This window comes from Paraburkholderia kirstenboschensis (assembly GCF_032806925.1).
Taxonomy (GTDB): Bacteria; Pseudomonadota; Gammaproteobacteria; order Burkholderiales; family Burkholderiaceae; genus Paraburkholderia; species Paraburkholderia kirstenboschensis.
Genome location: NZ_CP136513.1, coordinates 2,600,934 through 2,627,004, shown reverse-complemented (window position 1 = coordinate 2,627,004; position 26,071 = coordinate 2,600,934). Strand labels below are relative to the sequence as shown.

The window sequence follows — 26,071 nt, the reverse complement described above, 5'->3', positions numbered from 1 at the left end:
CAAACCGCAGGCATACTACGAGGTCAAGCAGCGGCGCGGCCGAAGGTGAACGCGATCACCAGCGGCCTGCACGACGAGGTATTCCTCGACAATGCGGCCCCGTCCGTGCCGTATGATTTGCCTATTTGCAGCCGGTTGGCATGAGCATGCGCCGGCTAGCAGCCAGGGAGGAGTCTCGTTATGTGGAGTCGTGTACGTCGCGCCGGTGTGGTTACGGCGCTTGTTTTGCCCTGTTCGTTGTCCGCCGTGCAGTCCGCTCACGCGGCGCTCGGCGGCGCCCCAATGTCGCCTCCGGCAGACGCGTCGGTTTCGTCCCATAAGTTCCAGCCTGCCGACACCTCGGCGAACACCGTGATGCGCTCGGCATCCGGTGCGGCTTCTTCCGCTTCCGCTTCCGCGTCCTATACCGTTCGTGAAACCACGCTCGGCAACGGCACGGTGGTGCGCGAATATCTCGCCGCTGACGGCACCGTGTTCGGCATCGCGTGGAGCGGTCCGCAAATGCCCGATCTGAATGAAATGCTCGGCAGTTACTTTCCGCAATACGTCGCGGGTGTGAAGGCGGCGCGCGCGGCGCGCGGCGGCGCCCGTGGGCCGGTCGCGGTGGATCAGAGCACGCTCGTGGTGCAGTCCGGTGGTCACATGGGCGCGTTTAGCGGCCGTGCATGGCTGCCGCCCGCGCTGCCGGCCGGCGTCACCAGCTCAGACATCCAGTAACGGCGAGGACGAACGATGCGAACCATGCATATTGCAATGAAACTCAAGGACTGGATGCAGGTCGTGGCGACTGTTGCGCTGGTGTCGGCGCTTGCCGCGTGCGGCGGCGGCGGCGACAGCGGCGGGAGTTCCAGCTCCAGTGGGGGCTCGTCTGGCGGCCAGATCAACGGCTCGTTGCCGGCCAGCCCAACACAGCAGCCGATTGCCGCGACAGCCGCGAACACCGTGCCGATCACGGTCGCCCACGGCACCTCCGGTGTGATCAACATACCCACCATCAGCGTGACGCTGTGCGTGCCCGGCACTACGACCTGCCAGACCATCAACAACATTCAGGTCGACACGGGCTCGTTCGGGCTGCGCATCGTAGGCGGGGCGCTGAGCACGGCGATGCAGCGCGCATTGCCGGTCACCGCGACCGCGAGCGGCAATCAGCTTGCCGAATGCGCGACGTTCGCCGACGGCTACACGTGGGGCACCGTGCGTACCGCCACCGTCACCATCGGCGGCGAAACCACGACATCGGCGGTTCCAATTCAGGTGATTGGCGACAAGGACGCGAGCAGCGTGCCGTCGGCCGGTTGCGGCAGCGGCTCGGCGGAAAACACGGCGAGCGATCTCGGCGCGAACGGCATCATCGGCATCGGCACCGCGCTCTACGATTGCGGCACCACGTGCGCGAACGCGTCCACTGCGTCGACCTACAGCAATTACTTCGAATGTCCCAACGGCACATCGTGCACTCGTGCCACGGTTGCGCTGGCGAATCAGGTGGCCAATCCGGTCGCCAGATTCCCCGTCGACAACAACGGCGTGATCGTGCAAATGCCGCCCATATCGAATAGCGGCGCGGCGTCGGCCACCGGCACGCTGGTGTTCGGCATCGGCACGCAGTCGAACAATGCGCTCGGATCGGCACAGACCTTCACGACCGATAACTTCGGCGACCTGACCAACAGCGTGTTCAACGGCAACACGGTGACGGCGTTCCTGGATTCGGGCTCGAACGGCTATTTCTTCACTGATAGCTCGCTCACGCTGTGCGGCAGCAACTTCTCGGGCTTCTATTGCCCGTCCACCGCGCAAACCCGCTCCATCACGCTGGCCGGCCTGAACAGCGTGAAGGCGACGGCCAATATCGGCATCGTCAGTGCGTCGACGCTGTTCGGCAATGGCACCAATTACGCCTTCAACGATCTGGCGGGTCAGGTCGGCGGGCTCGCCGCATTCGACCTCGGTTTGCCGTTCTTCTACGGACGCCACGTGTATCACGGCTTCGACCTGCGGCCAATCGGCGGGACCCAGGCGCCTTACGTGGCTTACGCAAGCTAAGCTGCGGCAACGCAAAGCCTGAAGGCTGTCCACGACGCCCGCGCGACCCCGCGCGGGCGTTTCTTTTTTCGGCCACGCGCGGGTCCACGCCGCGCTTGCCCATCCCCCGAAAAGCCCCCGTTTCCCCTTCCTTATCCGTCGATCGGTGCTTGCGCCGAGCGGGAATAATCGCTCTCACTGGAAAGAGGCGCTGTGCCTCGGCCGACTGGAGAGCTTTGTGGCAGAGGAAAGCGACCTCGAAAAAACCGAATCAGCCACTCCCCGGCGCTTGCAGAAAGCGCGCGAGGAAGGGCAGATCGTGCGTTCGCGGGAGCTATCGACGTTCGCGCTGCTCGCGGCGGGCTTTTTCGGCGTGTGGGGCATGTCCGGCAGCATCGGCGAACATTTGCAGGGCATGCTGCGCTCGGCCTTCACCTTCGATCACGCCACCGCTTTCGAGACCCGCCGCATGTTGATCGGCGCAGGCGCGGCCAGCCGCGAAGGGCTCTACGCGTTACTGCCGATCCTCGCCATCACGGGCGCCGCGGCCTTGCTCGCGCCGATGGCGCTGGGCGGCTGGCAACTGTCGACGAAAGGGCTCGAGCCCAAGTTCGACCGTCTCAACCCGATCGCCGGCCTCGGCAAGATCTTTTCGATCAACGGACCGATCCAGCTCGTCATGTCGCTCGCGAAGACGCTGGTGGTGGGCGTGATCGGCGGCACTGCAATCTGGAACCGGCGCGAGGAAATTCTCGCGTTGGCCACGCAGCCGCTGCACCTCGCGCTTGCGAACACCGTGCATCTGATCGCCGTGTGCTGCGGCATGACGGTGGCCGGCATGTTCGTCGTGGCCGCGATGGATGTGCCGTATCAACTGTGGCAATTCCACAAGAAACTGCGCATGAGCAAGGAAGAAGTGAAGCGCGAGCACCGCGAAAGCGAAGGCGATCCGCACGTAAAAGGCCGGATTCGCCAGCAGCAGCGCGCGATTGCCCGCCGCCGCATGATGACGCAGGTGCCGAAGGCCGACGTCGTGGTCACCAACCCGACGCACTTCGCGGTCGCGCTGCAATACACGGACGGCGAGATGCGCGCACCGAAGGTGGTCGCCAAGGGCGTGAACCTGGTGGCCGCGCGAATTCGCGAACTCGCCGCCGAAAACAATGTACCGCTGCTGGAAGCGCCGCCGCTTGCGCGCGCGCTGTATCACAACGTCGAACTGAACCGCGAGATTCCCGGCCAGCTTTATGGCGCGGTCGCCGAAGTGCTCGCGTGGGTGTACCAGTTGCGGCGCTTCAAAACCGACGGCGGCGACCTGCCGGTCGCACCGACCGAGCTCGACGTGCCCGCGGAACTCGACAAGGGCGGTGTATCGGATGAAGAAGCCGATCAGGAAGCCGCCGACACGCTTAACCCCGCTAACGATAACGGAGCCTCCGCATGAACGCTCGCGCCGGTTTCCTCGCTCGACGGCCCGATGCCTTGAGCGGCACCAATTTACGCGCCCTGGCCGGCCCGGTGCTGATCTGCATGATCCTCGGCATGATGATTTTGCCGTTGCCGCCGTTCCTGCTGGATCTGCTGTTCACGTTCAATATCGCGCTTTCCGTGATGGTGCTGCTCGTCAGCATGTACACGATGAAGCCGCTCGACTTCGCCGCTTTCCCGAGCGTGCTGCTGTTCTCGACCTTGCTGCGGCTGTCGCTGAACGTTGCGTCGACGCGAGTCGTGCTGCTCGAAGGCCACACCGGTCCCGACGCGGCCGGCCAGGTGATCGAGTCGTTCGGCCACTTCCTCGTGGGCGGCAACTTCGCGGTCGGTATCGTCGTCTTCATTATTTTGATGGTCATCAACTTCATGGTGATCACGAAGGGCGCGGGGCGTATTGCGGAAGTGTCCGCACGCTTCACGCTCGACGCGATGCCCGGCAAGCAGATGGCGATCGACGCCGATCTGAACGCCGGTCTCATCAACGAAGAACAGGCGCGCAAGCGCCGCGCGGAAGTCTCGCAGGAAGCCGAGTTCTACGGTTCCATGGACGGCGCGAGCAAGTTCGTGCGCGGCGATGCGATTGCCGGCTTGCTGATCATGGTGATCAACATCTTCGGCGGGTTGATCGTCGGGATGGTTCAGCACGGCATGGACTTCGCGTCGGCGGGCAAGAACTACACGTTGCTGACCATCGGTGACGGCCTCGTCGCGCAGATTCCGTCGCTCGTCATTTCGACCGCTGCCGGTGTGATCGTGTCGCGCGTCGCGACGAACGAAGACATCGGCACACAGCTCACGGGGCAGCTTTTCACGAACCCGCGCGTGCTGGCGATCACGGGTTGCATTCTCGTGCTGATGGGCCTGATTCCGGGCATGCCGCACTTCGCGTTTCTGATTCTCGGCGGCGGTCTGATCCAGCTCGGCCGCACGATGAAGAAGCGCGCCGAGGAACGCAAGAACACGACCGCGCTCGTGGATGTCGCACCGGCAGCCGTCACGCCGATCGAAAACGCCGAAGCAAGCTGGGACGACGTGACGATGATCGACACGCTCGGCCTCGAAGTAGGCTACCGGCTGATTCCGCTCGTCGACAAGAATTCCGACGGCGAGTTGCTCAAGCGGATCAAGAGCATCCGCAAGAAGTTTGCGCAGGAAATCGGCTTTTTGCCGCCTGTCATCCACATTCGTGACAACCTCGAATTGCGTCCGAACGGCTATCGGATCGCGCTCAAGGGCGTGGAAGTGGGCGTCGGCGAGGCTTATCCGGGTCAATGGCTCGCGATCAATCCCGGCCAGGTTTCCGCTGCTCTGCCGGGCACGCCGACGCAGGATCCGGCATTCGGTCTGCCAGCCATCTGGATCGACACGAATCTGCGCGAACAGGCGCAGGTGTACGGCTACACGGTGGTCGATTCGAGCACGGTCGTCGCGACTCACCTGAATCACCTGGTGGTTACGCATGCGTCCGAATTGCTCGGCCGCCGCGAAGTGCAGGCGCTGCTCGAACGAATGCAGAAAGACACGCCGTCGCTCGTCGACGATCTGGTGCCGAAGTCGCTGCCGCTCACCACGCTGCAAAAGGTGCTGCAAAACCTGCTGGAAGAAGGCGTGCCGATCCGCGACATGCGCACGATTCTCGAAGCACTGTCGGAACACACGCCGAAGATCACCGACGCACACGATCTCACCGCCGCCGTGCGCCTCGCGCTCGGCCGCGCGATCACGCAGCAGTGGTTCCCAGGCACCGGCGACATGCAGGTAATGGGCCTCGACTCGAATCTCGAACGCGTGCTGTCGCAGGCGCTTTCGACCGGTTCCAACCCGGGCCTCGAGCCTGGCCTCGCGCATACGCTGATGAACGAAACGCAGAAGGCGATGAATCGCCAGCAGAACCTGGGGCTCGCACCGGTGCTGCTCGTGCAACACGCATTGCGGCCGATGCTCGCGCGCTTCCTGCGACGCAGCCTGCCGCAACTGAAGGTTCTGTCGTATGCGGAAGTGCCCGACACGCGCAACATCAAGGTCGTGAATCTGATCGGCGCGCAGGGTTAAAGCGCGTTCTATGAGCGTGACTGCGATCGGGCGAGCTGCGTTTGCTTCATGGCTCGTTTCTCGGCCAGATCCACGCCCGACATATTGACCGGCGCCCCAGGGCGCCGGTTTTCATTTCCGCGTCTGACTTTTCGTACCGCCACCGTATTGAAGCGTCCATGCTTCGCTCGCGGGAGAAGGAAGCGCCCGGCGGGCGCGCGCTCACTCGACAGGCGCGGTGGCCGCGAATCGCGGCATCCGTCCATCGTTCGAATTACCCACGTTTAACAGCCTTTATCCACCGATCGTCGGTCGTCGCGTTTCGCAATAATGATCTCAATGGGAAGCGGTGTGTTGCCGGTCCGTCAGTCCGTTTACCTCATCAGGGGTCCAGCTTGAACATTCGTAAATTTACCGGTGCTACCAGTCGCGACGCGCTGCGTCTCGTGCGCGAAGCGCTCGGTGCCGACGCGGTCGTGCTGTCCAATCGCACGATGGACGACGGCAGCGTCGAGATCGTCGCCCTGGCCGACAGCGACCTCGCGGCGATCACGCCGAAGGCTCCGCGCGCCGACGCCAGCGCAGCGCAATTCGCATCGACGAATGCAGCGGCTGCCCAGCCCGCGCTGAGTGCGCCGCGCGCAATGTCGTCCGCGCAGCCGATGCAGGCGAATCCGTACGCGAGCGGCATGCCGGACGTATTCTCGTCGGTGTTCGGCGCGAGCCCGGAAGCCGGTACCGAAACGACGGGCAGCTTTGCCGACTCAGCGCTAGCCGCCAGTCACGAAGCCCAGCCTGCTGCGAAGGTGGTTCCGAGCGCGGCCATGAATGCCGCGATGAATGCAGCCAAGGCGTCCGCCGGTCAAGCCGACTCGCGCAAGACCGCATTGCCGGGCGCGTCGGCGGCCACGGCCGCGAAGCACGCGTCGACGCCGCAATCGCAACAGATCAACGTCGGCCAGCCGAGCGCGCGAGCAGCCGCCGCCCGTTTGAACGAAGACATTCGCGCTGATCTGCTGAAGGCCGCAGGCGTGCCGTCCGGCTCGGCCGCGCCAGCTTCGGACATTCACGCGCCGCGCACGATGGCCGAATCGAATCCCTGGCTGATCGATCACGCTCGACGCATCGCCGCCGACCACGAGCCGCAAAGCGAATACAACGCGCGTCCCGGCGCGATGACGCCGGCCGCCGCGATGGCCAAGGGTCTTGGCGCCGCTGTCGAACCGGGCAACGCCGCCGCGTCGCAGGCGGACAACACACCTGATTGGGCTCGCGAAGCCGCCCAGGTCGCCGCACGCCGCGCCGCGCACAAGATTACACCGACGACGCTGCCCCCGACCGACGACTCGCGCACGCCTGCTGCTGTCGCTGAAGCGATCAAGGCGCGCATGGAACAGGTCGTCAAAGAAACCGTGATGAACGAGCTTTCTTCGATGCGCGGCATGATGGAAGAACAGTTCGCCGGCCTCATGTGGGGCGATCGTCAGCGCCGCAACCCGGCGCACGCGTCGCTCACCAAGCATCTCTTCGCCGCGGGCTTTTCCGCGCAGCTCGTGCAGATGATGGTCGCGAACCTGCCTGACGAAGTCGACAACATGGACGACGGCATGGACTGGGTTCGCTCGGTGCTCGCCTCGAATCTGCCGGTCATGGAAGACGAAGACACGTTGATGGAACGCGGCGGCGTCTTTGCGCTGATGGGTCCGACGGGCGTCGGCAAGACGACGACCACCGCCAAGCTCGCCGCGCGCTGCGTGATGCGTTTCGGCGCCAGCAAAGTGGCGCTGCTCACCACCGACAGCTACCGGATCGGCGGCCACGAACAACTGCGCATCTTCGGCAAGATTCTCGGCGTGTCGGTTCACGCCGTGAAAGACAGCGCCGACCTGCAACTCGCTCTCTCCGAATTGCGCAACAAGCACATCGTGCTGATCGACACGATCGGCATGAGCCAGCGCGATCGCCTCGTCTCCGAGCAGATCGCGATGCTGAGCCGCGCGGGTCAGCCCGTGCAGCGCCTGTTGCTGCTGAACGCAACGAGCCACGGCGACACGCTCAATGAAGTCGTGCAGGCCTATCAGCGCGGGCCGGATCAACAGCCGCTCGCCGGCTGCATTCTGACCAAGCTCGACGAGGCGACCAACCTGGGCGGCGTGCTCGATACGGTGATCCGCTACAAGCTGCCGGTGCACTACGTATCGACCGGTCAGAAAGTGCCGGAAAACCTGTACGTCGCGACCAAACGTTTTCTGATCAAGAGCGCGTTCTGCATTCCGCGCGATCACTCGCCATTCGTCCCGCATGACGACGATGTTCCGGCATTGCTGTCCGCGTTGTCCGCGCGCTCGACCGCCGAATTGCACGAGGTCCGCTTTGGATAAGCTCGTCTCCGATCAGGCAGAAGGACTGCGGCGCCTTCTCGCGCGGAGCGGCTCGCGCGTGATTGCGGTGACGGGCGGTTCGCTGGGCGCCGGCTGTACGGCGACAGTGATGAACCTTGCGGTGGCGCTCGCGCAGCAGGGCAAAGACGTACTCGTGATCGACGAGTGCCTTGGCGACAAGTCGGTGAGCGCGATGCTCGGCAGCGTGCGCGGCGCGGGCAACTTTGCCGCCGTTATGCGCGGCGAGATGACGCTCGACGAAGCCGCTTTGCGCCACGCGCTCGGCTTCTCGGTGCTCGGCGCCTCACGTGCGCATCGCGAAGGTTATGGCGCGGCGCAGTTCAGCGCGGTGCTGCATGGTTCGGCCGACATCGTGCTGATCGACGCGCAACTGGATCAGCAAGGACACCTCTCGGCGCTCGCGATGCAGGCCCATGACGTGATGGTCGTGACGCGCATGGCGGCTCAGGCGATCACCGACGCGTATGCGTGCATCAAGCGTCTGCACTATGTGCACGCCATCGCGCAGTTTCGCGTGCTGGTGAACCACGTACAGAGCGTGCAAGACGCTCGCACCGCTTTTGCAAACCTTGCCGGCGTGGCCGGGCGTTACCTCGCGGTGGCGCTGGAAGACGCCGGTTGTATTGCCGCGGATGCGCGGATGGCGCGAGCCGAGGAGTTGTCGCGTTGTGTCGTCGACGCATTTCCGTCGACACCGGCAGCGCGCGACTTCCGGCACCTCGCAGCCGAATTGCAGTACTGGCCGATGCGGCCAGCGATGTCGCCGCAAACGCCATGGATGGCGCCTGCGGCAGTTACAGCGGCGCAACACGCCGACCAACCGTCTGCGCAGCACGCCTGAGAGGCGGCACAAGGACAAGGGGAGCACGATGTATAACGCTCAGGGAAAAATTTCCCAAGCCGATGTTTTGACGAAGTACGCACCGCTGGTGCGTCGACTCGGCTTGCAGCTCGTTGCAAAAATGCCGGCCAGCGTGGATCTCGACGATCTGATTCAGGCGGGCATGATTGGCTTGCTGGATGCCGCGAGTCGCTACAAGGAAGATCAGGGCGCGCAGTTCGAAACCTACGCGAGCCAGCGGATTCGCGGCGCGATGCTGGACGAACTGCGTAGCAACGACTGGTTGCCGCGCAGCTTGCGGCGCACGTCGCGAGAAGTGGAGACGGCAGTGCACAAGGTGGAGCAGAATCTGGGCCGCTCGGCGAGCGAAACGGAGATTGCCGAACATCTGCAAATGCCGCTCGACGAGTTTCAGTCGATGCTGCAGGACCTGCACGGAAGCCAGTTGATCTACTACGAAGACTTCGACCGTTCCGCGGACGACGAGCCGTTTCTCGACCGCTACTGCGTCGATCACTCGGACCCGCTTTCGGCCTTGCTCGACGACAGCCTGCGCTCGGCGTTGGTCGAGGCGATCGATCGCTTGCCGGAACGCGAGAAGTTGCTGATGTCGCTCTACTACGAGCGCGGCATGAACCTGCGTGAAATCGGCGCGGTGATGGAAGTCAGCGAGTCGCGCGTGTGTCAGTTGCACAGCCAGGCGGTGGCGCGTTTGCGCACGCGCTTGCGCGAGATGGCGTGGGCCAATGCCGAGGCAACGTGAGCGGCTCGCCTCGTGAGCTAGCGCCCAGCGGGGCGAATGAGTTGTGAAGCGAGGGCGTTACCCGCGCCTTCTGTCATGCGTCCGCCATTTCATGCTCGGCTGCGAGCGCGAGAAAAGCGGAACGCGACATGCCACGCGCCTGCGCGTATTCGTCGATTTCATGCACCAAAGCTTCGGGCAACGAAATGTTGATGCGTACCGCCCTTTTCAGCGCGGGAATATTCCGGATTGTCACGAAACCCCACGTGAAACCCGCGTAGTCAGGATTACGCCGATGCTCGTCTAGCGTCAGCCTTTCGGGAATCGGCAAGCCTTCGTCGAGCAGCGTATCCAGATGCGCCTCGATCGCTTCTTTTGCATTCGCATAAGCTTCTTCCAGCGTATCTCCCGCCGAGTGACAGCCCGGAATATCCGGCACGATGACGCCGAACGCGTGCTGCGCGTCGCCCGCCTCGATTGCGATCGGGAAGATCAGATTTTTCATTTCAGCCCTGCCTGTTTCAAGATGCTGTTCAGCGTGCCGGCTGGTAGATCCCGCCTGGGATGGGGGATGGTCACGAGCCCGGCTTTGAATGCGTGCCGAAAATGATGATGGCTGCCCGATATGCGGACGAGCCGCCAGCCGTTCGCCTGAATCAGTTTGACGACTTCGGCACTGTTCATGTTGCACTCCTCGAATCATACACACGATTACACACCCTCGCTAGATGAAGTTGACTCCCGCTTTCGTCGCGACGCGTCAGCGCGCTCGCTGGGAGCGAAAAACTTCGTTGGGGAAAGCGGTGATTTGATCGTGCGCGACGGATTCCCGCCGCCTGGCCGAATGGCTAAAGCAGACGGGGAAAGAGAAGGACGCGAGTGCCGAGGAGACAGAAAACAAAAAGAGTTCGTCGAGACGACGAACCCTTCTGTTCACACGAGGCTGCTTGAGTTGGCTGCGTGGCTGCGGCGAACTAGCCGCGAGTCACGAAGTTGCGGGCGAGTGGGGCGTTAGTGTCAAACACATGCAATGCATGCGAGGCCCGCATCGCGACAATCGGCATTCGCAGAAGCGAACACGAAACGCTGTCGCTGAGCGCCAGCGTCAACCGGCGTCAGACCGCTGCACGCGCCGGAATGCGTCCGTCCGGGCCATAGAAGTTGGCCTTTTGCGGCAAGGCTACCTGCAACGCCGTCAGCGCCCGCTGGTTGTAATCCATGCGCACGCGAATCAGCTCGCCGTTGCTCGTGTTGAAGCGGCGCGCTCGCTCGGCCGCTTTTTGCAGCAGCGACCACTGCGCAGCGAGCCGCTCGTCGGTGCTGACCGCGAGTTCCATGCCGGCCCAACCGCCCGGAAAACCCATTTCGGCGAGCAGTTCGTCGCGGCGGGTTTCGAGCTGCGCGAGCTCGCCGATCAGCTCGGTTTTCTTGTCGATGACTGGCGGCAGCAGTTCGACCGGCGACAAGGCAGTCAATGCCTTGGTCTCCAGCGTCAAAACGGAGGCGAACGCCTCGACGGCGGAATACTCTTCGATGAGGGTGGCAAGCAGGGCGTCTTTCATCTCAACAACTCGCTGAAAACGACGGCTCGCGGACGACCGCGAGTCGGGTTTGTCGAACGCCGCCCGGCCATTCACCGTACTTCGATGCGTCGATTAATTGCCGGTCGACGGGGTTTTGCTTTGCAACAGTTCGCGTGCGGTGCTCAGCACGCCGTCGGCGATCTTGCCCGAGTCGATCTGCAGCGTGCCGTCCTTGATGGCCTGCTTGATCGACTCGACGTGCGCCGTATCGATGTCGGCCGAGCCAGATGCCGCGAGGCTGCGCAGGTGCTGCGACAGACCCGACAGGCTGACGCTGGCGTCGCCCGAACTGCTGGGAGTGGCTTGCGAGGCAGTGCTCGCGGTCTGCGCGCCGGTGTTGGCCGTCGCCGCGTCGCTTTGTTGCGAGCGGGACACGCCGTCTTTCAACGTCGGCAGATTCGAATTGGTTTTGGAATCGACTTTCACGATTGGCTTCCTGAACGATTTGATTCTGATAACGGCAACCGTCGATCAAAACTTTAGCGCAATCGCTGCTGCTTTTTCCTTGTCTGTCAATGCGATCCGGCCCTGAAACGGCGGACGCATCTGGACCGGCCGCCAGCTCGGAACGCTGGCGACTCATAGCTGGATCTCCACCGTCGCGCCGTCCTTGACGATGCCCGAGATAACCTGGCCGTTGGGGGTCTTCACGCGGACCTGTTGACCCGGCGACGCATTGTTCATCGCGCTGCCTTCCGACGAAATTGCGAATCCTTCGCCGGCTGCGACCACGCGCACCGTCTGTCCGATCGACACCGCCGACGCGCTCTTCAGCATATCGCGGCGCAGCGGCATGCCTGCGGCAACGCGTGTCAACGTGACAGAGCCGACCGCTTGTGACGGGTCCGTCACGATCGCCTGCGGCAAACCCGTCAGATCGCCCTCGCGCGCGACCAGATCGGCGGCTGTCAGCACTTCGCCAGGCGACATCGCGCGGCCGGCGAGGTAATAGGTGGCATGCAGCGAGATGCGGGCCTGCAGATAGATGGTCCAAGGACGCTGGCCCGCGCAACGCACGCCGACGGTCACGCGACCCCACAGGCGCGCGCCGCTCGGCATGAACGGCTCCAGCATCATGCAGGCCGCGAGACCGCGCGGAAACGCGGGTGCAACGGTGATGTCCACTTTGCCAGGCAATCCCGCCGACTGCTGCTGCAGGAACGCGAGCGCGGTCGTGCGGATCGCTTCCGCGTCTTGTTGGCCGGGCAGCGGCTCGGGCTGCGCCGGTGCTGCCGCACGCAGATTCTGCTGCGCGAGCGCGGGCGCGACGGGCCGTGTCGCGGACATGCGTGCAGTCGGCGCCGCGGCGGCGCCATTGGTCGAATTCGCGGGCGCGCTCGAACGGGCCTTGATGGGCTTGCCGTCCGCGCCGATCTGCGGCGGCTCGCCACGCGAAGCGAGCGTGTCGAACGAGTCGGTTGCTGATGCTCCCAACGCTTGCGACTGCGCGGCCGCTGCGCGACTCGTCACGCTGGTCGGCGCGTTCGCCGCCACCGGCTGAACGCCGGCGGACTGACGCACTCCGTTCGCTTGCGGCGCCGGTGTCACGACAACCGGAACGACACGGCGCGAGGCCGGCATCTCATTGAGGCGCGCGGCACCGTCGGCCGGATGGATGTTGCTGGGTGCGTCGGTTGCGCTTGTTGCGCTTGTTGCGTTTGTTGCGTTCGTCGCGGCAGAACCGGCACGGCCCGGCGCGGGAATGGTGACGACGCCGTTCGCGTCCGGCTTGAAACTCGTACGGATCATTTGCGGCGCGGCCGGCGCGTCGCCCGAGCCCGCGATGACGATCGAGCCGCTTGCATTGGCGGCGCGGCTGAAAGGATCGGCGTCACGCGTGGCCGAACCGCGCCCGAGCGATTGCGCGGTGGCGGCGGCGAGCGTCGCCGCCGAGCCGGCTCGTTTCGCGGGCGCTGCCTGCATATGCTCGGCAAGCTCGGTGAGTGCCGCCGGATTCTTTTCGTTTGGACCGGCAATCACGATGGGGCCGTCCGCCTCGCCGGCATGTGCGGCATTGGCGAACAGCATAGCGGCGGCAGGCGCGCATAGCGCGGCGGCGCCGACACCGGGCACACCCAGCGACGAACTCAGCACGAGCCGCGCGGCGACGCGCAGCGCGGCCGCACACAGGCGATGCGCCGCCGCGCGTTTCGCGCGGTGCGTCGGATCGGAAGTGTGCTGGTTCATTGCGGTTCTCCATCGAATGCATTTGGTACGCCTTGCATTCTATTGAGAGCCCCCTCTGCGCAAACGTTGAATAGAAGCCCCCTTTCCCGGTTATTCGTCCGATTGCTGCTTGCACTCGGCCCATAAGATGCACCTCATGCAAAAAGGTCTTCCCGCCTGATGCGGTCCTCACGCGAGGCGCACGGGAAGCCTCGGGACCGTTCTCCGGAGATTCTTATGCTGGACAAACTCGATGCCGAATTCGCCTTTGGACGTGAAGCGCTCGATGTGCGCGCTTATCGCCAGGAGCTCCTGTCGTCGAATATCGCCAATGCCGACACGCCCGGCTACAAGGCGCGCGACGTCGACTTCGCTTCGTCGCTCGCGGGCGCGCTGAAAAAGACCGGCGTGGCCGCGCACACGGCGTCGAACACCGCGACGCTTCCCATGGCGCAGCCGGCCGGCCTGACGAGCGGAATGTCGATGGCGTCGACCACGCCGGGCCACATGTCCGGCAAATCGACGCTGAGCCCGGCGGGCGGCGCGCCTGACGACTACGGCAACCTGCAATACCGCGTTCCGACGCAGCCCGCGCTCGACGGCAACACGGTCGACATCGACACCGAGCGCGTTCAGTTCGCGGACAACACGCTGCACTTCGAGTCGGGCATGACGATGCTGTCGAGCCAGATCAAGACGATGTTGTCGGCGATCCAGTCGGGCTCGTAACCGGGTAACGGTCTGCACGCAAAGAAACACGCAGTACGCAAGAACAATCGCTACGGGAACTAACTTGAAGCCGGATCGAACCGGCGGGAAAGGTCAGCAAACATGCCTTCTTTGATGAACATATTTGGTGTTGCAGGCTCCGCGATGTCCGCGCAGTCGCAACGGCTCAACGTGACGGCGTCGAACCTCGCCAACGCGGACAGCACCACCGGCCCGGACGGCCAGCCGTACAAGGCCAAGCAGGTCGTGTTCGGCGTTGCGCCGCTCGGCGGCGCGCGCTCGGGCTCCGGCCAGCAGGTTGGCGGCGTGCAGGTCACCGGCGTGGTCGACGACCCGACGCCGATGAAGACCGCCTACGACCCCGGCAACCCGGCGGCCAACGCTGACGGCTATGTGACGCTGCCCAACGTCGACCCGGTCCAGGAAATGGTGAACATGATTTCGGCGTCGCGCTCGTACCAGGCCAACGTCGAAACCCTGAACACCGCCAAGACCCTGATGCTGAAGACGCTCACGATCGGAACCTGAGGAGAGCCCCTTGACTACTGGCACCACCATCGGCAACAACGGCACGACCGTGTCGCAAACGCTGCTCGATACGATGAACGGCACGAACAGCACGTCGGGTTCGAGCAGTTCGACGAGTTCGAAGAGCGGCACCTCTGGCACCTCGGCGACCGATCTGCAGAACACCTTCCTGAGCCTGCTCGTAGCGCAGTTGAAGAACCAGGATCCGACCAATCCGATGGACAGCTCGCAGATGACCTCGCAGCTCGCCCAGATCAACACCGTGTCGGGCATCAGCCAGTTGAACACGACGTTGAGCTCGCTCGCGACGCAGATGTCGGCGGGCCAGCAGTCGCAAGCGGCGCTGCTGATCGGCTCGACCGTGCTCGCGCCGGGAAGCTCCGTGTCGGTCGCGAGCGGCAAGGCCGGCGCTTTCGGCGTGCAGCTTGCGAACTCGGTGAGCGACCTGCAGGTCGTCGTGAAGAACTCGGCGGGACAGATCGTCAACACGATCGACCTCGGCAAGCAGTCGGCGGGCACGATTCCGGTGGGCTGGACGCCGACCGACTCGGCCGGCAACGCGCTGCCCGACGGCACGTACACGATCAGCGCGGTCGGCACGATCAACGGCCAGCAGGCCACGGCCACCACGCTCGCAGGCGCAACGGTGCGAAGCGTCGTCATGCAGAACAACGGTACGCCGGGTCTCGTGCTGTCGAACGGCACGACTGTCGGGCTGACCAGCGTGGCCGCGATCCTCTAGTTCAGATTCAGTCAGTTACGACTTTCCAGATACGGAGACCGTTATGGGTTACCAACAAGGTTTGAGTGGTTTGTCCGCATCGTCGAGCGATCTCGACGTGATCGGCAACAACATTGCCAACGCGAATACGGTTGGCTTCAAGAGCGGCGCAGCGCAATTCGCCGACATGTACGCCAATTCCGTGGCGACCTCGGTGGGCAACCAGGTCGGTATCGGCACCAAGCTCTCGGAAGTGCAGCAGCAGTTCTCGCAAGGCACGATTACGAGCACCAACCAGGCGCTCGACATCGCGATCAACGGCAACGGCTTTTTCCAGCTGTCGAACAACGGCTCGATGGTGTACTCGCGCAACGGCGTGTTCCAGCTCGACAAGAACGGCTTCATCACGAATGCACAAGGCCTGCAACTGATGGGCTACGCCGCGAACAGCTCGGGCGTCGTCAACACCGCGCAGACCGTGCCGCTCACCGTGCCGACCGCTAACATCGCGCCGCAAGCGACTACCAAGATCACCGCGGGTTTGAACCTGAACGCGCAGGATCCGCTGATGCTCGGCACGCCGACCGTGACGCCGACGCTCGCCGGGGGCAGTACGCTGACCACGCCCGGCGCGACCATCACGAACACCGCCTCGGGCACGAACAACGACAGCTACACGGTCAACTTCACGAGCCCGACGACCTACACCGTCACCGACACCACGCTCGGCACGACGACGGCACCCCCCGCGACGTATACGGCGGGCACGGCGATCCCGCTCGGCAACGGCCAGACCATCACGTTCAACGGCACGCCGGCGACGGGCGACAGCGTCGCGATTGCGCCGACGCCTGTGGCGTTCAACCAGAACAGCTCGTCGACGTATAACTACTCGACCAGCACGACGGTCTATGACTCGCTCGGCGGTTCGCAGACGGTCAACATGTACTTCGCCAAAACGTCGGCCGGCACGTGGAACGTGTATGCCGGCACCTCGACGGGCGCGGCGAACCTGATCGGCCAGGCAAACTTCAACTCGTCGGGCACGCTGCTCAGCACGACCCAGCCGTCTGTCCCGGCGACCGTGCCGGCGACTTTCGTCGCCACCGCCACGCCGTTCGCCTACAACTTCTCGATTCCGACCACCGACGGTTCGTCGACGCCTCAGAACCTGACGCTCAACATTGCCGGCACGACGCAGTACGGCGGCAAGGACGGCGTGAACTCGCTGCAGCCCGACGGCTACGCCGCGGGCACGCTGACGAGCTTCACGATCGGCGCGGACGGCACGCTGACCGGCAACTATTCGAACCAGCAAACCGCGGCGCTCGGCCAGATCGTGCTGGCGAACTTCTCGAACCAGAACGGTCTTGTGAACCTCGGCAACAACGAGTTTCAGCAGACCTCGCAATCGGGCGTCGCGCAGATTTCCGCACCGGGCTCGACCAACCACGGGGTGCTGCAAGGCGGCGCGGTGGAAAACTCGAACGTCGATCTGACGAGCGAACTGGTGAACCTGATCACCGCGCAACGCAACTATCAAGCGAACGCGCAGACGATCAAGACCCAGCAGACCGTCGACCAGACCCTGATCAACCTGTAAGCGACCGGACCCACCCATTATGGATCGGCTGATCTACACCGCGATGTCGGGCAGCACGCAAGCGCTCGAACAGCAGGCAATCGTTGCCAACAATCTGGCGAACGCATCGACCACTGGTTTTCGCGCGCAGTTGGCGACTTTCCGCGCCGTGCCGATGTCGTTCGGCGACGGCAGTTCGATCAACGACAACACCACGCGCACTTTCGTGCTGTCGTCGACGCCGGGCGCGGACTACACGCCGGGCCCGATCCAGCAGACGGGAAATCCTCTCGACGTCGCCATCGAAGGTCCGGGCTGGCTGTCGGTGCAAACCACTGACGGCGGCGAGGCCTACACGCGTGCGGGCAATCTGCACATCGACCAGAACGGGCAGTTGGTGAACGCCACCAATCAGGTGGTGCTCGGCAACGGCGGGCCGGTCTCGGTGCCGCCGGGTGCGCAGATCACCATCGGCAGGGACGGCACCGTGTCGGCGCTCACGCCGGGCGATCCGCCGACCGCCGTGGTGACGGTCGATCAGCTGAAGCTGGTCAACCCCGATCCGCAAACCATGACGCGCGGCGACGACGGACTCTTTCGTACCGCCGACGGCAATCCCGCCGACGCCGATCCGGCCGTGACGGTCGCGCCTGCATCGCTCGAAGGGAGCAACGTGAATCCGGTCAGCGCGATGGTCTCGATGATCACGAACGCGCGCCAGTTCCAGATGCAGACCAAGCTGCTGGAAAGCGCCGACAAGAACGATCAGTCGGCTAACCAGTTGCTCAGCTTTAGCTAACGGGCCGCCGGCTCGTGCCGGCCCGCAACGATGTTGCATGGGACCAGAGTAAGTGCTTTGCATGGGACCGGAGTAGCGCGCTGAAGCGCGGACTTTGGGTTCATGGCTGAAGCGCGGACTCCGGTCGACATAGGAGAAGGAATATGAATCGCTCGCTTTATATCGCCGCCACCGGCATGAATGCGCAACAGGCGCAGATGGACGTGATCTCGAACAACCTCGCGAACGTCAGCACCAACGGCTTCAAGGGCTCACGTGCGGTATTCGAGGATCTGCTGTATCAGACCGTCCGCCAGCCTGGTGCGAACTCGACGCAGCAAACCGAATTGCCGTCGGGCATCCAGCTCGGCACCGGCGTGCAGCAGGTCGCCACCGAGCGTCTGTACACGCAGGGCAATCTGCAGCAGACCGGCAACTCGAAAGACGTCGCCATCAACGGCCAGGGCTTTTTCCAGGTGCAGATGCCCGACGGCACGACCGCCTATACGCGTGACGGCTCGTTTCAGACCAACGCGCAAGGCCAGCTCGTGACGTCGAGCGGCTACCAGGTGATCCCGGCCATCACGGTGCCGAACAACGCGACGTCGCTCACCATCGGCAGCGACGGCGTGGTGTCGATCACCGTCGCCGGCTCGACCAACAGCCAGCAGCTCGGCTCGATGCAGGTCGCGACCTTCATCAACCCGGCCGGTCTCGATGCGAAGGGCGAGAACCTGTTCGCGGAAACTGCGTCGTCGGGCGCGCCTAACGTTGCGCAGCCTGGCCTGAACGGCGCGGGCACGCTCAATCAAGGCTACGTCGAAGCATCGAACGTGAACGTGGTGCAGGAACTGGTGAACATGATCCAGACGCAACGTGCGTACGAAATCAACAGCAAGGCCGTGACGACGTCCGACCAGATGCTGCAGACGCTCAGCCAGATGCAGGTCTAACGCTGAAGTCACTGGAATTAACAGGCTGTAAATCAGGCGGTAATCAAGATGTCGCACTTCACTCGTAATCCGGTTCATTCGCGTACTGCCGTCGCGCTCGCGCAGCTCACGCTGCTCGTCGCGCTCGGCGGTTGCGGCCTCGTGCCGAAGCAGCCGATCACGCAGCAGCCAATGACGGCGCTGCCGCCGATGCCGCCGCAAGCACAGTCGCCAGGCTCGATCTACAACCCGGGTTACGCGGGCCGGCCGTTGTTCGAAGATCAGCGTCCGCGCAATGTGGGCGACATCCTGACCATCGTGATTCAGGAAAACGTCAACGCGACGAAGTCCTCGGGCGCCAATTCAAACCGCTCGGGCAGCACCAATCTGGCCGTGCCGACGGCGGGCTTCCTTGCCGGACTGTTCGGCAAGGCGAGTCTCAGCGCCAACGGCGCGAACGTGTTCAGCGGCACCGGCGGCGCCAACGCGTCGAACACATTCAACGGCACGATCACTGTGACGGTGACCGGCGTGCTGCCGAACGGCAACCTGATGGTAAGCGGCGAAAAGCAGATGCTCATCAATCAGGGCAACGAGTTCGTGCGCTTCTCGGGCGTGGTGAACCCGAACACGATCTCCAGTCTGAATGCCGTGTACTCCACGCAGGTGGCCGACGCAAAGATCGAGTATTCCGCGAAAGGCTATCTCGACGAGGCCGAAAACATGGGCTGGCTGCAACGCTTCTTCCTCAACGTGTCGCCGTGGTGATCATGCGTACTGTTTCATTCCGCTTCCTCGCGCGAGCCGGCCGGATCGGCCGGGCGTTGGCTTTCGTCGCGCTCGCCTGCGCGGCGCTGCCGGCGGCGACGCCTGCTCACGCCGAGCGCCTGAAGGACCTCGTGCAGATCCAGGGTGTGCGTGACAATCCGCTGATCGGCTACGGCCTCGTCGTCGGTCTCGACGGCACGGGCGACCAGACCACGCAGACCCCGTTCACCACGCAGACGCTCGCCAACATGCTGGCGAACCTCGGCATCTCGATCAACAACCAGGCGGCCGGTTCGAGCAACTCGCAATCGTCGCTGTCGAACGTCCAGTTGAAGAACGTTGCCGCGGTGATGGTGACGGCGGTGCTGCCTCCGTTCGCGCGCCCGGGTGAACAGATCGACGTGACGGTGTCGTCGCTCGGCAATGCGAAGAGCCTGCGAGGCGGCACGCTGCTGCTCACGCCGCTCAAGGGCGCCGACGGCCAGGTGTACGCACTCGGCCAGGGCAATCTCGCGGTTGGCGGCGCCGGCGCGAGCGCCAACGGCAGCAAGGTGCAGGTCAATACGCTCGCTGCCGGCCGTATCGCCGGCGGCGCGATTGTCGAACGCGCGGTGCCGACCTCGGTGTCGCAAGCCGGAACGATGCAACTCGACCTGAACGAAATGGACTACGACACGACGCAGCGCGTGGTGGCGGCAGTGAACAATGCATTCGGCGGCGGCACGGCCACGGCGCTCGACGGCCGCACGATTCAACTGCGCGCGCCGGCTGACCCGGAGCAGCAGGTCGCCTTCATGGCGCAATTGCAGAATCTCGACGTGAAACCGGCGCAGGCCGCAGCGAAGGTGATCCTGAACGCGCGCACCGGTTCGATCGTGATGAACCAGATGGTCACGCTGCAGAACTGCGCGGTCGCACACGGCAACCTGTCGGTCGTGATCAACACGCAGCCGGTGGTGAGCCAGCCGGGCGCGTTCTCGAACGGCCAGACGGTGGTGGCGCAACAGTCGCAGATTCAGATGAAGCAGGACAACGGCGCGCTGAAGCTCGTGACCGCCGGCGCGAATCTCGCCGACGTGGTGAAGGCGCTCAACGCATTGGGTGCGACGCCCGCGGATCTGATGTCGATCCTGCAGGCGATGAAAGCGGCGGGCTCTTTGCGCGCCGACCTGGAAATCATCTAAGGAACACAGCAGATGAATTCGGATACGACCAATTCCGCCGCGGCGGCAAACGATCTTAGCCAGCGCTTCGCGCTCGACGTGCAGGGTTTCGCGAAGCTGAGCGCGCAGGCGAAGGCGTCGCCGCAAGCCGGCATGAAGGTAGCCGCGCAGCAGTTCGACGCGGTCTTCACGCAGATGATGCTGAAGAGCATGCGCGATGCGACGCCGCAGGACGGCCCGTTCGACTCGCACGACAGCGCGACGTTTACGTCGATGATGGATCAGCAGTTGTCGCAGCAGATGTCGCAAAAGGGCATCGGTGTGGCCGATGCGATGCTCAAGCAGTTGATGCGCAACCAGGGCATGCAGGTGAGCGGCCCGAATGGAGCAGGCGGCGCGGGCGGTCTGGCCGGCATGGCCAACGCGCTCGGCGGCGGCAGCGGCGGCGACGAAGGCCAGACCGCGGCGCTCAACGCGCTTGCCAAGGCCTACGGTAATGCGCAAGCCAACGGCCAGCTCGCGATGGGCAAGGGCTACTCGGCCAATAGCGCGCTGACGCCGCCGTTGAAGGGTGACGGCAGCTCGCCGAAGGTGGATGCTTTCGTCGACAAGCTCGCGGCTCCGGCGCAGGCCGCCAGCGCGGCCACCGGCATTCCGGCGCGCTTCATCATCGGCCAGGCGGCGCTGGAATCGGGCTGGGGCAAAAGCGAGATCAAGAAGGCCGACGGCAGCACGAGCCACAACGTATTCGGCATCAAGGCGACCAAGGACTGGACCGGCAAGACGGTTTCCACGCTCACTACCGAGTACGTGAACGGCAAGCCGCAGCGCGTGGTCGAGAAGTTCCGCGCCTACGACTCGTATCAGGAAGCCATGACCGATTATGCGAGCATGCTGAAGGGCAATCCGCGTTACGCGCAGGTCATCAATTCCGCGCACGACGTGAAGGGCTTTGCGAACGGCATGCAGCGCGCCGGTTATGCAACCGATCCGCATTACGCGAAGAAGCTGATGTCCATTATGCAAAAGATGGGCTGAGCGGGCGTCAATGCGACCGGTCGACGGCGATTGGCCGCGACAGGCGGTTTTGCCGGACTCGGCGAACCAGGGACGTACAAGCAACAGACACGCGGCGAAGAGACAGCGGGCGATTTACAGACACGTTATCGGCGAGTTACCGGGGCTTTAACGTTTGCGAGAGATTATTCTAAATATATTATTAGTCGCCCCTAAATTTTGGCTCGATACTGCCGCTAATCCGTTAGACCCCATACCGGAAGCGTTTATGTCCGGTTGAATGTGCGTGCCGCGGCCGGGAATGAAAGACCGCGTGAAAGCCCCGTCAGGAGCTCTGGCACGTGCCCGCAAGAACATGCATACCGGCAAGCCCATGGAAACCAATCAGTCGAACGGCCAAACCGACACGCTTCAGCCGCACGTTCCGCTGGACGACAGTGCACACGATTTTGGCCGCCGCAATCCGCTCGAAATCGGCGTTCAATTGCGCAACCTCGTCAATCGGGGCGATTTCCTCACCGTTCAATATGCGGGCGGCCAGCTCGTCACGCGCCTGCTCGACGTCGACGTGCGCGGACGCACCTTCACGTTCGACTGGGGCGCGTTGTCCGATCAGAACCGCGGTCTGCTTGCGGCGTCGAGCTGTCAGTTCCACGCGGCGCCCGAGGGCGTGCGCATGGAGTTCGTCACCGGCACGCCGCGCGAAACGCGTTACGAGGGAATGCCGGCATTCGAAGCCGACTTTCCGCAGGTGCTCTTCTACGTGCAACGCCGTGAGTATTTCCGCGTCGACGCACCGATTCTCGATCCGTACGTGTGCAGCGGCCGTCTGCCGGAAGGCGATTCCTTCCGCTTCGAGGTGCACGACCTCTCACTGGGCGGCGTCGGCATGCGCACTTCCGACGAACGCGTCGCCGAGCTGCCCATGGGCACGCGTCTCGGCGATTGCGAATTGTCGCTCGGCGGACTGGGCCGCCTTTCGCTCGATCTGCAACTCGTGTCGCATCGCTCGCTCGCGCTGCCCAACGGCACGCAGCGTTATCAGCTCGGTTTCCGCTTTCTGACGCTGCCGGGCAACGCGGAGAACACGCTGCAGCGTCTCATCACGCAGCTCGAAATGAAACGCCGTTCGCTGGTTCGCTGACAGCGCGCGGACCATACATGACGCGCCGGCGAAGGCCCGGCGCATCGGCCTCGCAAACGTTGAAACAAACTCTCGCAAGCGTCGTGAATGGACTCAATTTTCCGCCGCGAAAGCCGTTAAACACTAAGTTCAAGTAACGCGGCGGCATGTGTGGTGTCGCCCTTCAGGATGACGCATGTCCAATCTCATCAATCTCGGCCTCAGTGGACTGAATGCAGCCCAGTGGGGACTCACGACGACCGGCCAGAACATCAGCAACGCGTCGACGCCCGGCTATACCATTGAAACGCCGGTCTTCGCGGAAACGGGTGGCCAGTACACTGGTTCCGGCTATTTGCCGCAGGGCGTCTCGACAGTCACGGTCACGCGCCAGTACAGCCAGTATCTGACGACCCAGCTGAATAACGCGCAGTCGTCCAGCAGCTCGCTCGCGACCTACAACACGCTGATCTCGCAACTGAACAATCTGATCGGCAGCCCGACTGCCGGCATTGCGAGCGCGGTCACGAGCTATTTCACGGGCATGCAGAACGTCGCGAACAGCGCTTCGAGCCTCTCCACGCGCCAGACGGCGATGAGCGGCGCGCAGACGCTCGCGAACCAGATCAACGCCGCCGGCCAGCAATATGACGCGTTGCGCCAAAGCGTCAATACGCAACTGACCAACACCGTTTCACAGATCAACGACTACACGAAGCAGATCGCACAGTTGAACGGCCAGATTTCCGCCGCGAGCACGCAAGGCCAGCCGCCGAACCAGTTGCTCGATCAGCGCGATCTCGCCGTGTCGAATCTGTCGCAACTGATCGGCGTGCAAGTGGTGAACAGCAACGGCAGCTATGGCGTCTTCATGAGCAACGGCCAGCCGCTCGTGTCGGGTGGCAACAGCTTCAATCTGGGCACCACGCCTTCGAAGGGCGATTCCAGCGAGCTGTCCGTGCAGTATCTCGGCCAGGCCGGCGCAAACCCTGCCGCCGCGCCGCAAGACCTTCCGGACAGCAAGATCGAGGGCGGCACGCTCGGCGGCCTCGTCGCGTTCCGCAGCCAGACGCTCGATCCGGCAGAAGCGCAACTCGGCGCGATTGCCGTGAGCTTCGCCTCGCAAGTCAACGCGCAGAATGCGCTCGGCATCACGCTCGCCGGGGTGCAGGGCGGCGCGCTGTTCTCGGTAGGCGGCCCGACCGTCTATGCGAATACGCAGAACACCGGCAATGCGTCGCTCAACGTGTCGTTCGCGAATTCCGCACAGCCGACCACTGGCGACTACACGCTCGCCTTCAACGGCACCACCTACACGTTGACCGACAATTCGACAGGTGGCGTGGTGGGATCGGCGACCAGTTTGAGCCAGCCGATCAACGGCCTGAACTTTTCGACCACGGGCACGATGAACGCCGGTGACTCGTTCACGGTCCAGCCGACCCGCGGCGCGTTGAACAGCTTTGCGACCGCGACGACGGACGCCTCGGCGATCGCGGCCGCAGCGCCGGTTCTCGGCGCGGCAGCGTCGACCAACACCGGCACCGGCGCCATCTCGAAGGGCACGGTCACGGCGGGCTACACGATGCCGAACTCGACGACCACGCTGACGTATGACGGCACGGGTCTCACCGGCTTCCCGGTCGGCTCGACGGTGACCGTCGCGGGTTCGCCGGCGACCACTTATCCGATCGCGAGCGCGACGACCGTCGTGCCGTATTCGTCGAGCAACGGTGCCAGCCTGACGATCAACAACCCGACCGCCGGCCAGATGAACAACGTGTCGGTGACGATCAGCGGCGCGCCCGCTGCCGGCGACAAGTTCACGATCGGTCCGAACACCGGCGCCAACAACGACGGCCGCAACGCGCTTGCACTGTCGAACCTGTCGACGACGAAATCGATGAACGGCGGCACGGTCACGCTGACGGGCGCCTACGCGAACTACGTCAACGACATCGGCAACCAGACGAATCAGATCCAGACTTCGAGCACGGCGCAGGCTTCGCTGGTGACCCAGATCACCACCGCGCAGCAGTCCGTCTCGGGCGTCAACATCAATGAAGAGGCAGCCAATCTGCTTCAGTATCAGCAGCTCTATCAGGCGAACAGCAAGGTCATTCAGACCGCGCAGACCCTGTTCCAGACGCTGCTCGGCATCTTCCAGTGAGGCGTTGAACATGCGCATCTCCAGCACGCAGTACTTCACCATGAACGTGGCGACGATGAGCGATCAGCAAGCTCAGTTGTCGCAGCTTTACGCGCAGATCTCGAGCGGCGTGAGCCTCGCGACGCCGTCGGACAATCCGCTCGGCGCGGCACAGGCCGTGCAGTTGAGTTCGACCGCGACGAGCCTCGCGCAGTACACGAGCAACCAGAACACGGCGCTTGCGTCGTTGCAGCTCGAAGACACGACGCTCGGCAGCGTCACCGACGTGCTGCAAAGTATCCACACGCTCGTGCTGCACGCCGGCGACGGTTCGCTCAACAATGGCGACCGCGGCTCCATCGCGACGCAACTGCAAAGCTTGCGCAGCCAGTTGATGACGCTCGCCAATGCGACGGATCCGCAGGGCAATTACATGTTCGCCGGCTATCAGAGCAGCGCGCAGCCGTACACCACGAGTTCGGCCGGTGTGGTCACGTATTCGGGCGATACCGGCACGCCTGCAGTGCAAATCACCGACTCGCACGTCGTGCAGACCGGCGACACCGGCATTTCGATCTTCGGCAGCGTCGCGCCTATCGGCACGAGCGCGGTGCCGGCGGCGACCGCGGGCAACACGGGTACGGGCGTCATCAGCACCGTGAGCCTGAACAACCCGACCGATCCGACGAACGCCGACAAATACGCGATCAACTTTACGTCGTCGACGACTTACACCGTGAGCCAGACCGATCCGGCGACCGGCGCGGTGACGACGAGCGGACCGCAGGCGTTCACGGCAGGCACGGCAATCACGCTCGGCGGCCAGTCTGTGACGATCAGCGGCGCGCCGAACGCTGGCGACAGCTTCTCGGTGACTCCCGCGACGCAAGGGAGCATGGACGTGTTCGCGAACCTGAGTCAGTTGATCAGCACGCTGCAATCGCCGATCTCGGGCGGCGCGTCGACCGCGAGCTACCAGAGCGCGCTCACGACGAGCATGACGCAGCTTGAGAACACGATGAACAATGTCACGACCGCGCAAGCGACAGTGGGCGGCCGCTCACAGGAGGTCAAGGCATTGCAGACGGTCACGCAGACCAATACGCTGCAAACGGCCAGCAACCTGTCGGATCTGACGCAGACAGACCTGATCAAGACGGTCGGCAAATACACGCTGGCGCAGAACGCGTTGCAAGCGGCACAACAGGCGTTCGTGAAGATTCAGAATATGTCGTTGTTCCAGTACTTGAACTGATGGGGAGTGGGTGGTCGGTACATGAACAAAGGGCGGAAAACC

24 protein-coding genes are annotated in these 26,071 nt (G+C 63.8%); 19 read left to right on the top strand and 5 right to left on the bottom strand.

Annotation, left to right across the window (positions count from 1 at the left end; all coding sequences use genetic code 11):
* Nucleotides 1-180 precede the first annotated feature (180 nt).
* The 7 genes from RW095_RS34515 (at nucleotide 181) to RW095_RS34485 (ending at nucleotide 9,556) form a co-directional block, all read left to right on the top strand.
* Nucleotides 181-717: a DUF2844 domain-containing protein gene (locus RW095_RS34515; protein WP_317020285.1), complete on the top strand. Its 537-nt coding sequence runs from the start codon at nucleotides 181-183 to the stop codon at nucleotides 715-717.
* A gap of 15 nt (nucleotides 718-732) precedes the next feature.
* Nucleotides 733-2,049 carry a DUF3443 domain-containing protein gene (locus RW095_RS34510; protein WP_317020284.1) on the top strand — a complete coding sequence of 439 codons (1,317 nt, stop codon included), beginning with the start codon at nucleotides 733-735 and terminating at the stop codon, nucleotides 2,047-2,049.
* Nucleotides 2,050-2,266: 217 nt separating this feature from the next.
* Entirely contained in the window at nucleotides 2,267-3,472 is a 1,206-nt protein-coding gene (gene flhB, locus RW095_RS34505) for a flagellar biosynthesis protein FlhB (protein WP_317020283.1), read from the top strand.
* Entirely contained in the window at nucleotides 3,469-5,571 is a 2,103-nt protein-coding gene (gene flhA / locus RW095_RS34500; RefSeq protein ID WP_317020282.1) for a flagellar biosynthesis protein FlhA, read from the top strand. Before flhB ends, flhA begins: the two co-directional genes overlap by 4 nt.
* 374 nt (nucleotides 5,572-5,945) lie before the next feature.
* Nucleotides 5,946-7,931 (top strand): flagellar biosynthesis protein FlhF, encoded by a 1,986-nt coding sequence (flhF, locus tag RW095_RS34495; RefSeq protein WP_317020281.1) that lies wholly within the window; start codon nucleotides 5,946-5,948, stop codon nucleotides 7,929-7,931.
* Nucleotides 7,924-8,793 (top strand): MinD/ParA family ATP-binding protein, encoded by an 870-nt coding sequence (locus RW095_RS34490; RefSeq protein WP_317020280.1) that lies wholly within the window; start codon nucleotides 7,924-7,926, stop codon nucleotides 8,791-8,793. The genes flhF and RW095_RS34490 overlap by 8 nt, the downstream gene beginning before the upstream one ends.
* Before the next feature lie 28 nt (nucleotides 8,794-8,821).
* Nucleotides 8,822-9,556: an RNA polymerase sigma factor FliA gene (locus RW095_RS34485; RefSeq protein ID WP_128595997.1), complete on the top strand. Its 735-nt coding sequence runs from the start codon at nucleotides 8,822-8,824 to the stop codon at nucleotides 9,554-9,556.
* 73 nt (nucleotides 9,557-9,629) lie between these two features.
* Here RW095_RS34485 and RW095_RS34480 read toward each other — a convergent pair whose 3' ends face one another.
* The 5 genes from RW095_RS34480 to flgA all read right to left on the bottom strand — a co-directional run bounded on the left by RW095_RS34480 (nucleotide 9,630) and on the right by flgA (nucleotide 13,305).
* Nucleotides 9,630-10,040 (bottom strand): type II toxin-antitoxin system HicB family antitoxin, encoded by a 411-nt coding sequence (locus tag RW095_RS34480; RefSeq protein WP_317020279.1) that lies wholly within the window; start codon nucleotides 10,038-10,040, stop codon nucleotides 9,630-9,632.
* Nucleotides 10,037-10,219, bottom strand: a complete 183-nt coding sequence (locus RW095_RS34475) for a type II toxin-antitoxin system HicA family toxin (protein ID WP_128588352.1) — start codon at nucleotides 10,217-10,219, stop codon at nucleotides 10,037-10,039. The genes RW095_RS34480 and RW095_RS34475 overlap by 4 nt, the downstream gene beginning before the upstream one ends.
* A gap of 431 nt (nucleotides 10,220-10,650) precedes the next feature.
* A complete protein-coding gene (locus RW095_RS34470; protein WP_317020278.1) occupies nucleotides 10,651-11,097 on the bottom strand; it encodes a flagella synthesis protein FlgN in 447 nt (148 codons plus the stop codon).
* A gap of 93 nt (nucleotides 11,098-11,190) precedes the next feature.
* Nucleotides 11,191-11,544, bottom strand: coding sequence for a flagellar biosynthesis anti-sigma factor FlgM (gene flgM / locus RW095_RS34465; protein ID WP_027776970.1), 354 nt, complete (start codon nucleotides 11,542-11,544; stop codon nucleotides 11,191-11,193).
* A 153-nt stretch (nucleotides 11,545-11,697) separates the two neighbouring features.
* Nucleotides 11,698-13,305 carry a flagellar basal body P-ring formation chaperone FlgA gene (gene flgA, locus RW095_RS34460; RefSeq protein ID WP_317020277.1) on the bottom strand — a complete coding sequence of 536 codons (1,608 nt, stop codon included), beginning with the start codon at nucleotides 13,303-13,305 and terminating at the stop codon, nucleotides 11,698-11,700.
* Nucleotides 13,306-13,521: 216 nt separating this feature from the next.
* Here flgA and flgB point away from each other — a divergent pair, with 216 nt between their 5' ends.
* The 12 genes from flgB to flgL all read left to right on the top strand — a co-directional run bounded on the left by flgB (nucleotide 13,522) and on the right by flgL (nucleotide 26,029).
* On the top strand, nucleotides 13,522-14,013 hold the full coding sequence (gene flgB / locus RW095_RS34455; protein ID WP_317020276.1) for a flagellar basal body rod protein FlgB: 492 nt from the start codon (nucleotides 13,522-13,524) through the stop codon (nucleotides 14,011-14,013).
* A gap of 102 nt (nucleotides 14,014-14,115) precedes the next feature.
* On the top strand, nucleotides 14,116-14,541 hold the full coding sequence (gene flgC / locus RW095_RS34450) for a flagellar basal body rod protein FlgC (protein ID WP_027805057.1): 426 nt from the start codon (nucleotides 14,116-14,118) through the stop codon (nucleotides 14,539-14,541).
* A gap of 10 nt (nucleotides 14,542-14,551) precedes the next feature.
* On the top strand, nucleotides 14,552-15,283 hold the full coding sequence (gene flgD, locus RW095_RS34445) for a flagellar hook assembly protein FlgD (RefSeq protein WP_317020275.1): 732 nt from the start codon (nucleotides 14,552-14,554) through the stop codon (nucleotides 15,281-15,283).
* 43 nt (nucleotides 15,284-15,326) lie between these two features.
* Nucleotides 15,327-16,865: a flagellar hook-basal body complex protein gene (locus RW095_RS34440; RefSeq protein ID WP_317020274.1), complete on the top strand. Its 1,539-nt coding sequence runs from the start codon at nucleotides 15,327-15,329 to the stop codon at nucleotides 16,863-16,865.
* 19 nt (nucleotides 16,866-16,884) lie between these two features.
* A complete protein-coding gene (gene flgF, locus RW095_RS34435) occupies nucleotides 16,885-17,643 on the top strand; it encodes a flagellar basal-body rod protein FlgF (RefSeq protein WP_128592223.1) in 759 nt (252 codons plus the stop codon).
* Nucleotides 17,644-17,786: 143 nt separating this feature from the next.
* Nucleotides 17,787-18,575: a flagellar basal-body rod protein FlgG gene (gene flgG, locus RW095_RS34430; RefSeq protein WP_020070751.1), complete on the top strand. Its 789-nt coding sequence runs from the start codon at nucleotides 17,787-17,789 to the stop codon at nucleotides 18,573-18,575.
* A 48-nt stretch (nucleotides 18,576-18,623) separates the two neighbouring features.
* Nucleotides 18,624-19,322: a flagellar basal body L-ring protein FlgH gene (gene flgH / locus RW095_RS34425; protein ID WP_128592219.1), complete on the top strand. Its 699-nt coding sequence runs from the start codon at nucleotides 18,624-18,626 to the stop codon at nucleotides 19,320-19,322.
* 2 nt (nucleotides 19,323-19,324) lie between these two features.
* Complete coding sequence (locus RW095_RS34420) at nucleotides 19,325-20,506, top strand: flagellar basal body P-ring protein FlgI (RefSeq protein ID WP_317020273.1); 1,182 nt, start codon at nucleotides 19,325-19,327, stop codon at nucleotides 20,504-20,506.
* A gap of 12 nt (nucleotides 20,507-20,518) precedes the next feature.
* Nucleotides 20,519-21,523 (top strand): flagellar assembly peptidoglycan hydrolase FlgJ, encoded by a 1,005-nt coding sequence (gene flgJ / locus RW095_RS34415; protein WP_110405353.1) that lies wholly within the window; start codon nucleotides 20,519-20,521, stop codon nucleotides 21,521-21,523.
* Between the two features lie 352 nt (nucleotides 21,524-21,875).
* Nucleotides 21,876-22,646 carry a flagellar brake protein gene (locus RW095_RS34410; RefSeq protein WP_317020272.1) on the top strand — a complete coding sequence of 257 codons (771 nt, stop codon included), beginning with the start codon at nucleotides 21,876-21,878 and terminating at the stop codon, nucleotides 22,644-22,646.
* Between the two features lie 175 nt (nucleotides 22,647-22,821).
* Nucleotides 22,822-24,795 (top strand): flagellar hook-associated protein FlgK, encoded by a 1,974-nt coding sequence (gene flgK / locus RW095_RS34405; RefSeq protein WP_317020271.1) that lies wholly within the window; start codon nucleotides 22,822-22,824, stop codon nucleotides 24,793-24,795.
* A 10-nt stretch (nucleotides 24,796-24,805) separates the two neighbouring features.
* The gene (gene flgL, locus RW095_RS34400) at nucleotides 24,806-26,029 is read left to right on the top strand and encodes a flagellar hook-associated protein FlgL (RefSeq protein ID WP_128589886.1); all 1,224 of its coding nucleotides are present in this window, start codon (nucleotides 24,806-24,808) and stop codon (nucleotides 26,027-26,029) included.
* Nucleotides 26,030-26,071: the final 42 nt, after the last annotated feature.

Excerpts from the sequence above, each read along its gene's own strand:
- RW095_RS34515 (WP_317020285.1), top strand. The coding sequence starts at position 181 with ATGTGGAGTCGTGTACGTCGCGCCGGTGTGGTTACGGCGCTTGTTTTG.
- RW095_RS34510 (WP_317020284.1), top strand. The coding sequence starts at position 733 with ATGCGAACCATGCATATTGCAATGAAACTCAAGGACTGGATGCAGGTC.
- flhA (WP_317020282.1), top strand. The coding sequence starts at position 3,469 with ATGAACGCTCGCGCCGGTTTCCTCGCTCGACGGCCCGATGCCTTGAGC.
- RW095_RS34485 (WP_128595997.1), top strand. The coding sequence starts at position 8,822 with ATGTATAACGCTCAGGGAAAAATTTCCCAAGCCGATGTTTTGACGAAG.
- RW095_RS34480 (WP_317020279.1), bottom strand. The coding sequence starts at position 10,040 with ATGAAAAATCTGATCTTCCCGATCGCAATCGAGGCGGGCGACGCGCAG.
- RW095_RS34475 (WP_128588352.1), bottom strand. The coding sequence starts at position 10,219 with ATGAACAGTGCCGAAGTCGTCAAACTGATTCAGGCGAACGGCTGGCGG.
- RW095_RS34470 (WP_317020278.1), bottom strand. The coding sequence starts at position 11,097 with ATGAAAGACGCCCTGCTTGCCACCCTCATCGAAGAGTATTCCGCCGTC.
- flgA (WP_317020277.1), bottom strand. The coding sequence starts at position 13,305 with ATGAACCAGCACACTTCCGATCCGACGCACCGCGCGAAACGCGCGGCG.
- flgB (WP_317020276.1), top strand. The coding sequence starts at position 13,522 with ATGCTGGACAAACTCGATGCCGAATTCGCCTTTGGACGTGAAGCGCTC.
- flgC (WP_027805057.1), top strand. The coding sequence starts at position 14,116 with ATGCCTTCTTTGATGAACATATTTGGTGTTGCAGGCTCCGCGATGTCC.
- RW095_RS34440 (WP_317020274.1), top strand. The coding sequence starts at position 15,327 with ATGGGTTACCAACAAGGTTTGAGTGGTTTGTCCGCATCGTCGAGCGAT.
- flgF (WP_128592223.1), top strand. The coding sequence starts at position 16,885 with ATGGATCGGCTGATCTACACCGCGATGTCGGGCAGCACGCAAGCGCTC.
- flgG (WP_020070751.1), top strand. The coding sequence starts at position 17,787 with ATGAATCGCTCGCTTTATATCGCCGCCACCGGCATGAATGCGCAACAG.
- flgH (WP_128592219.1), top strand. The coding sequence starts at position 18,624 with ATGTCGCACTTCACTCGTAATCCGGTTCATTCGCGTACTGCCGTCGCG.
- RW095_RS34420 (WP_317020273.1), top strand. The coding sequence starts at position 19,325 with ATGCGTACTGTTTCATTCCGCTTCCTCGCGCGAGCCGGCCGGATCGGC.
- flgJ (WP_110405353.1), top strand. The coding sequence starts at position 20,519 with ATGAATTCGGATACGACCAATTCCGCCGCGGCGGCAAACGATCTTAGC.
- RW095_RS34410 (WP_317020272.1), top strand. The coding sequence starts at position 21,876 with ATGGAAACCAATCAGTCGAACGGCCAAACCGACACGCTTCAGCCGCAC.
- flgK (WP_317020271.1), top strand. The coding sequence starts at position 22,822 with ATGTCCAATCTCATCAATCTCGGCCTCAGTGGACTGAATGCAGCCCAG.
- flgL (WP_128589886.1), top strand. The coding sequence starts at position 24,806 with ATGCGCATCTCCAGCACGCAGTACTTCACCATGAACGTGGCGACGATG.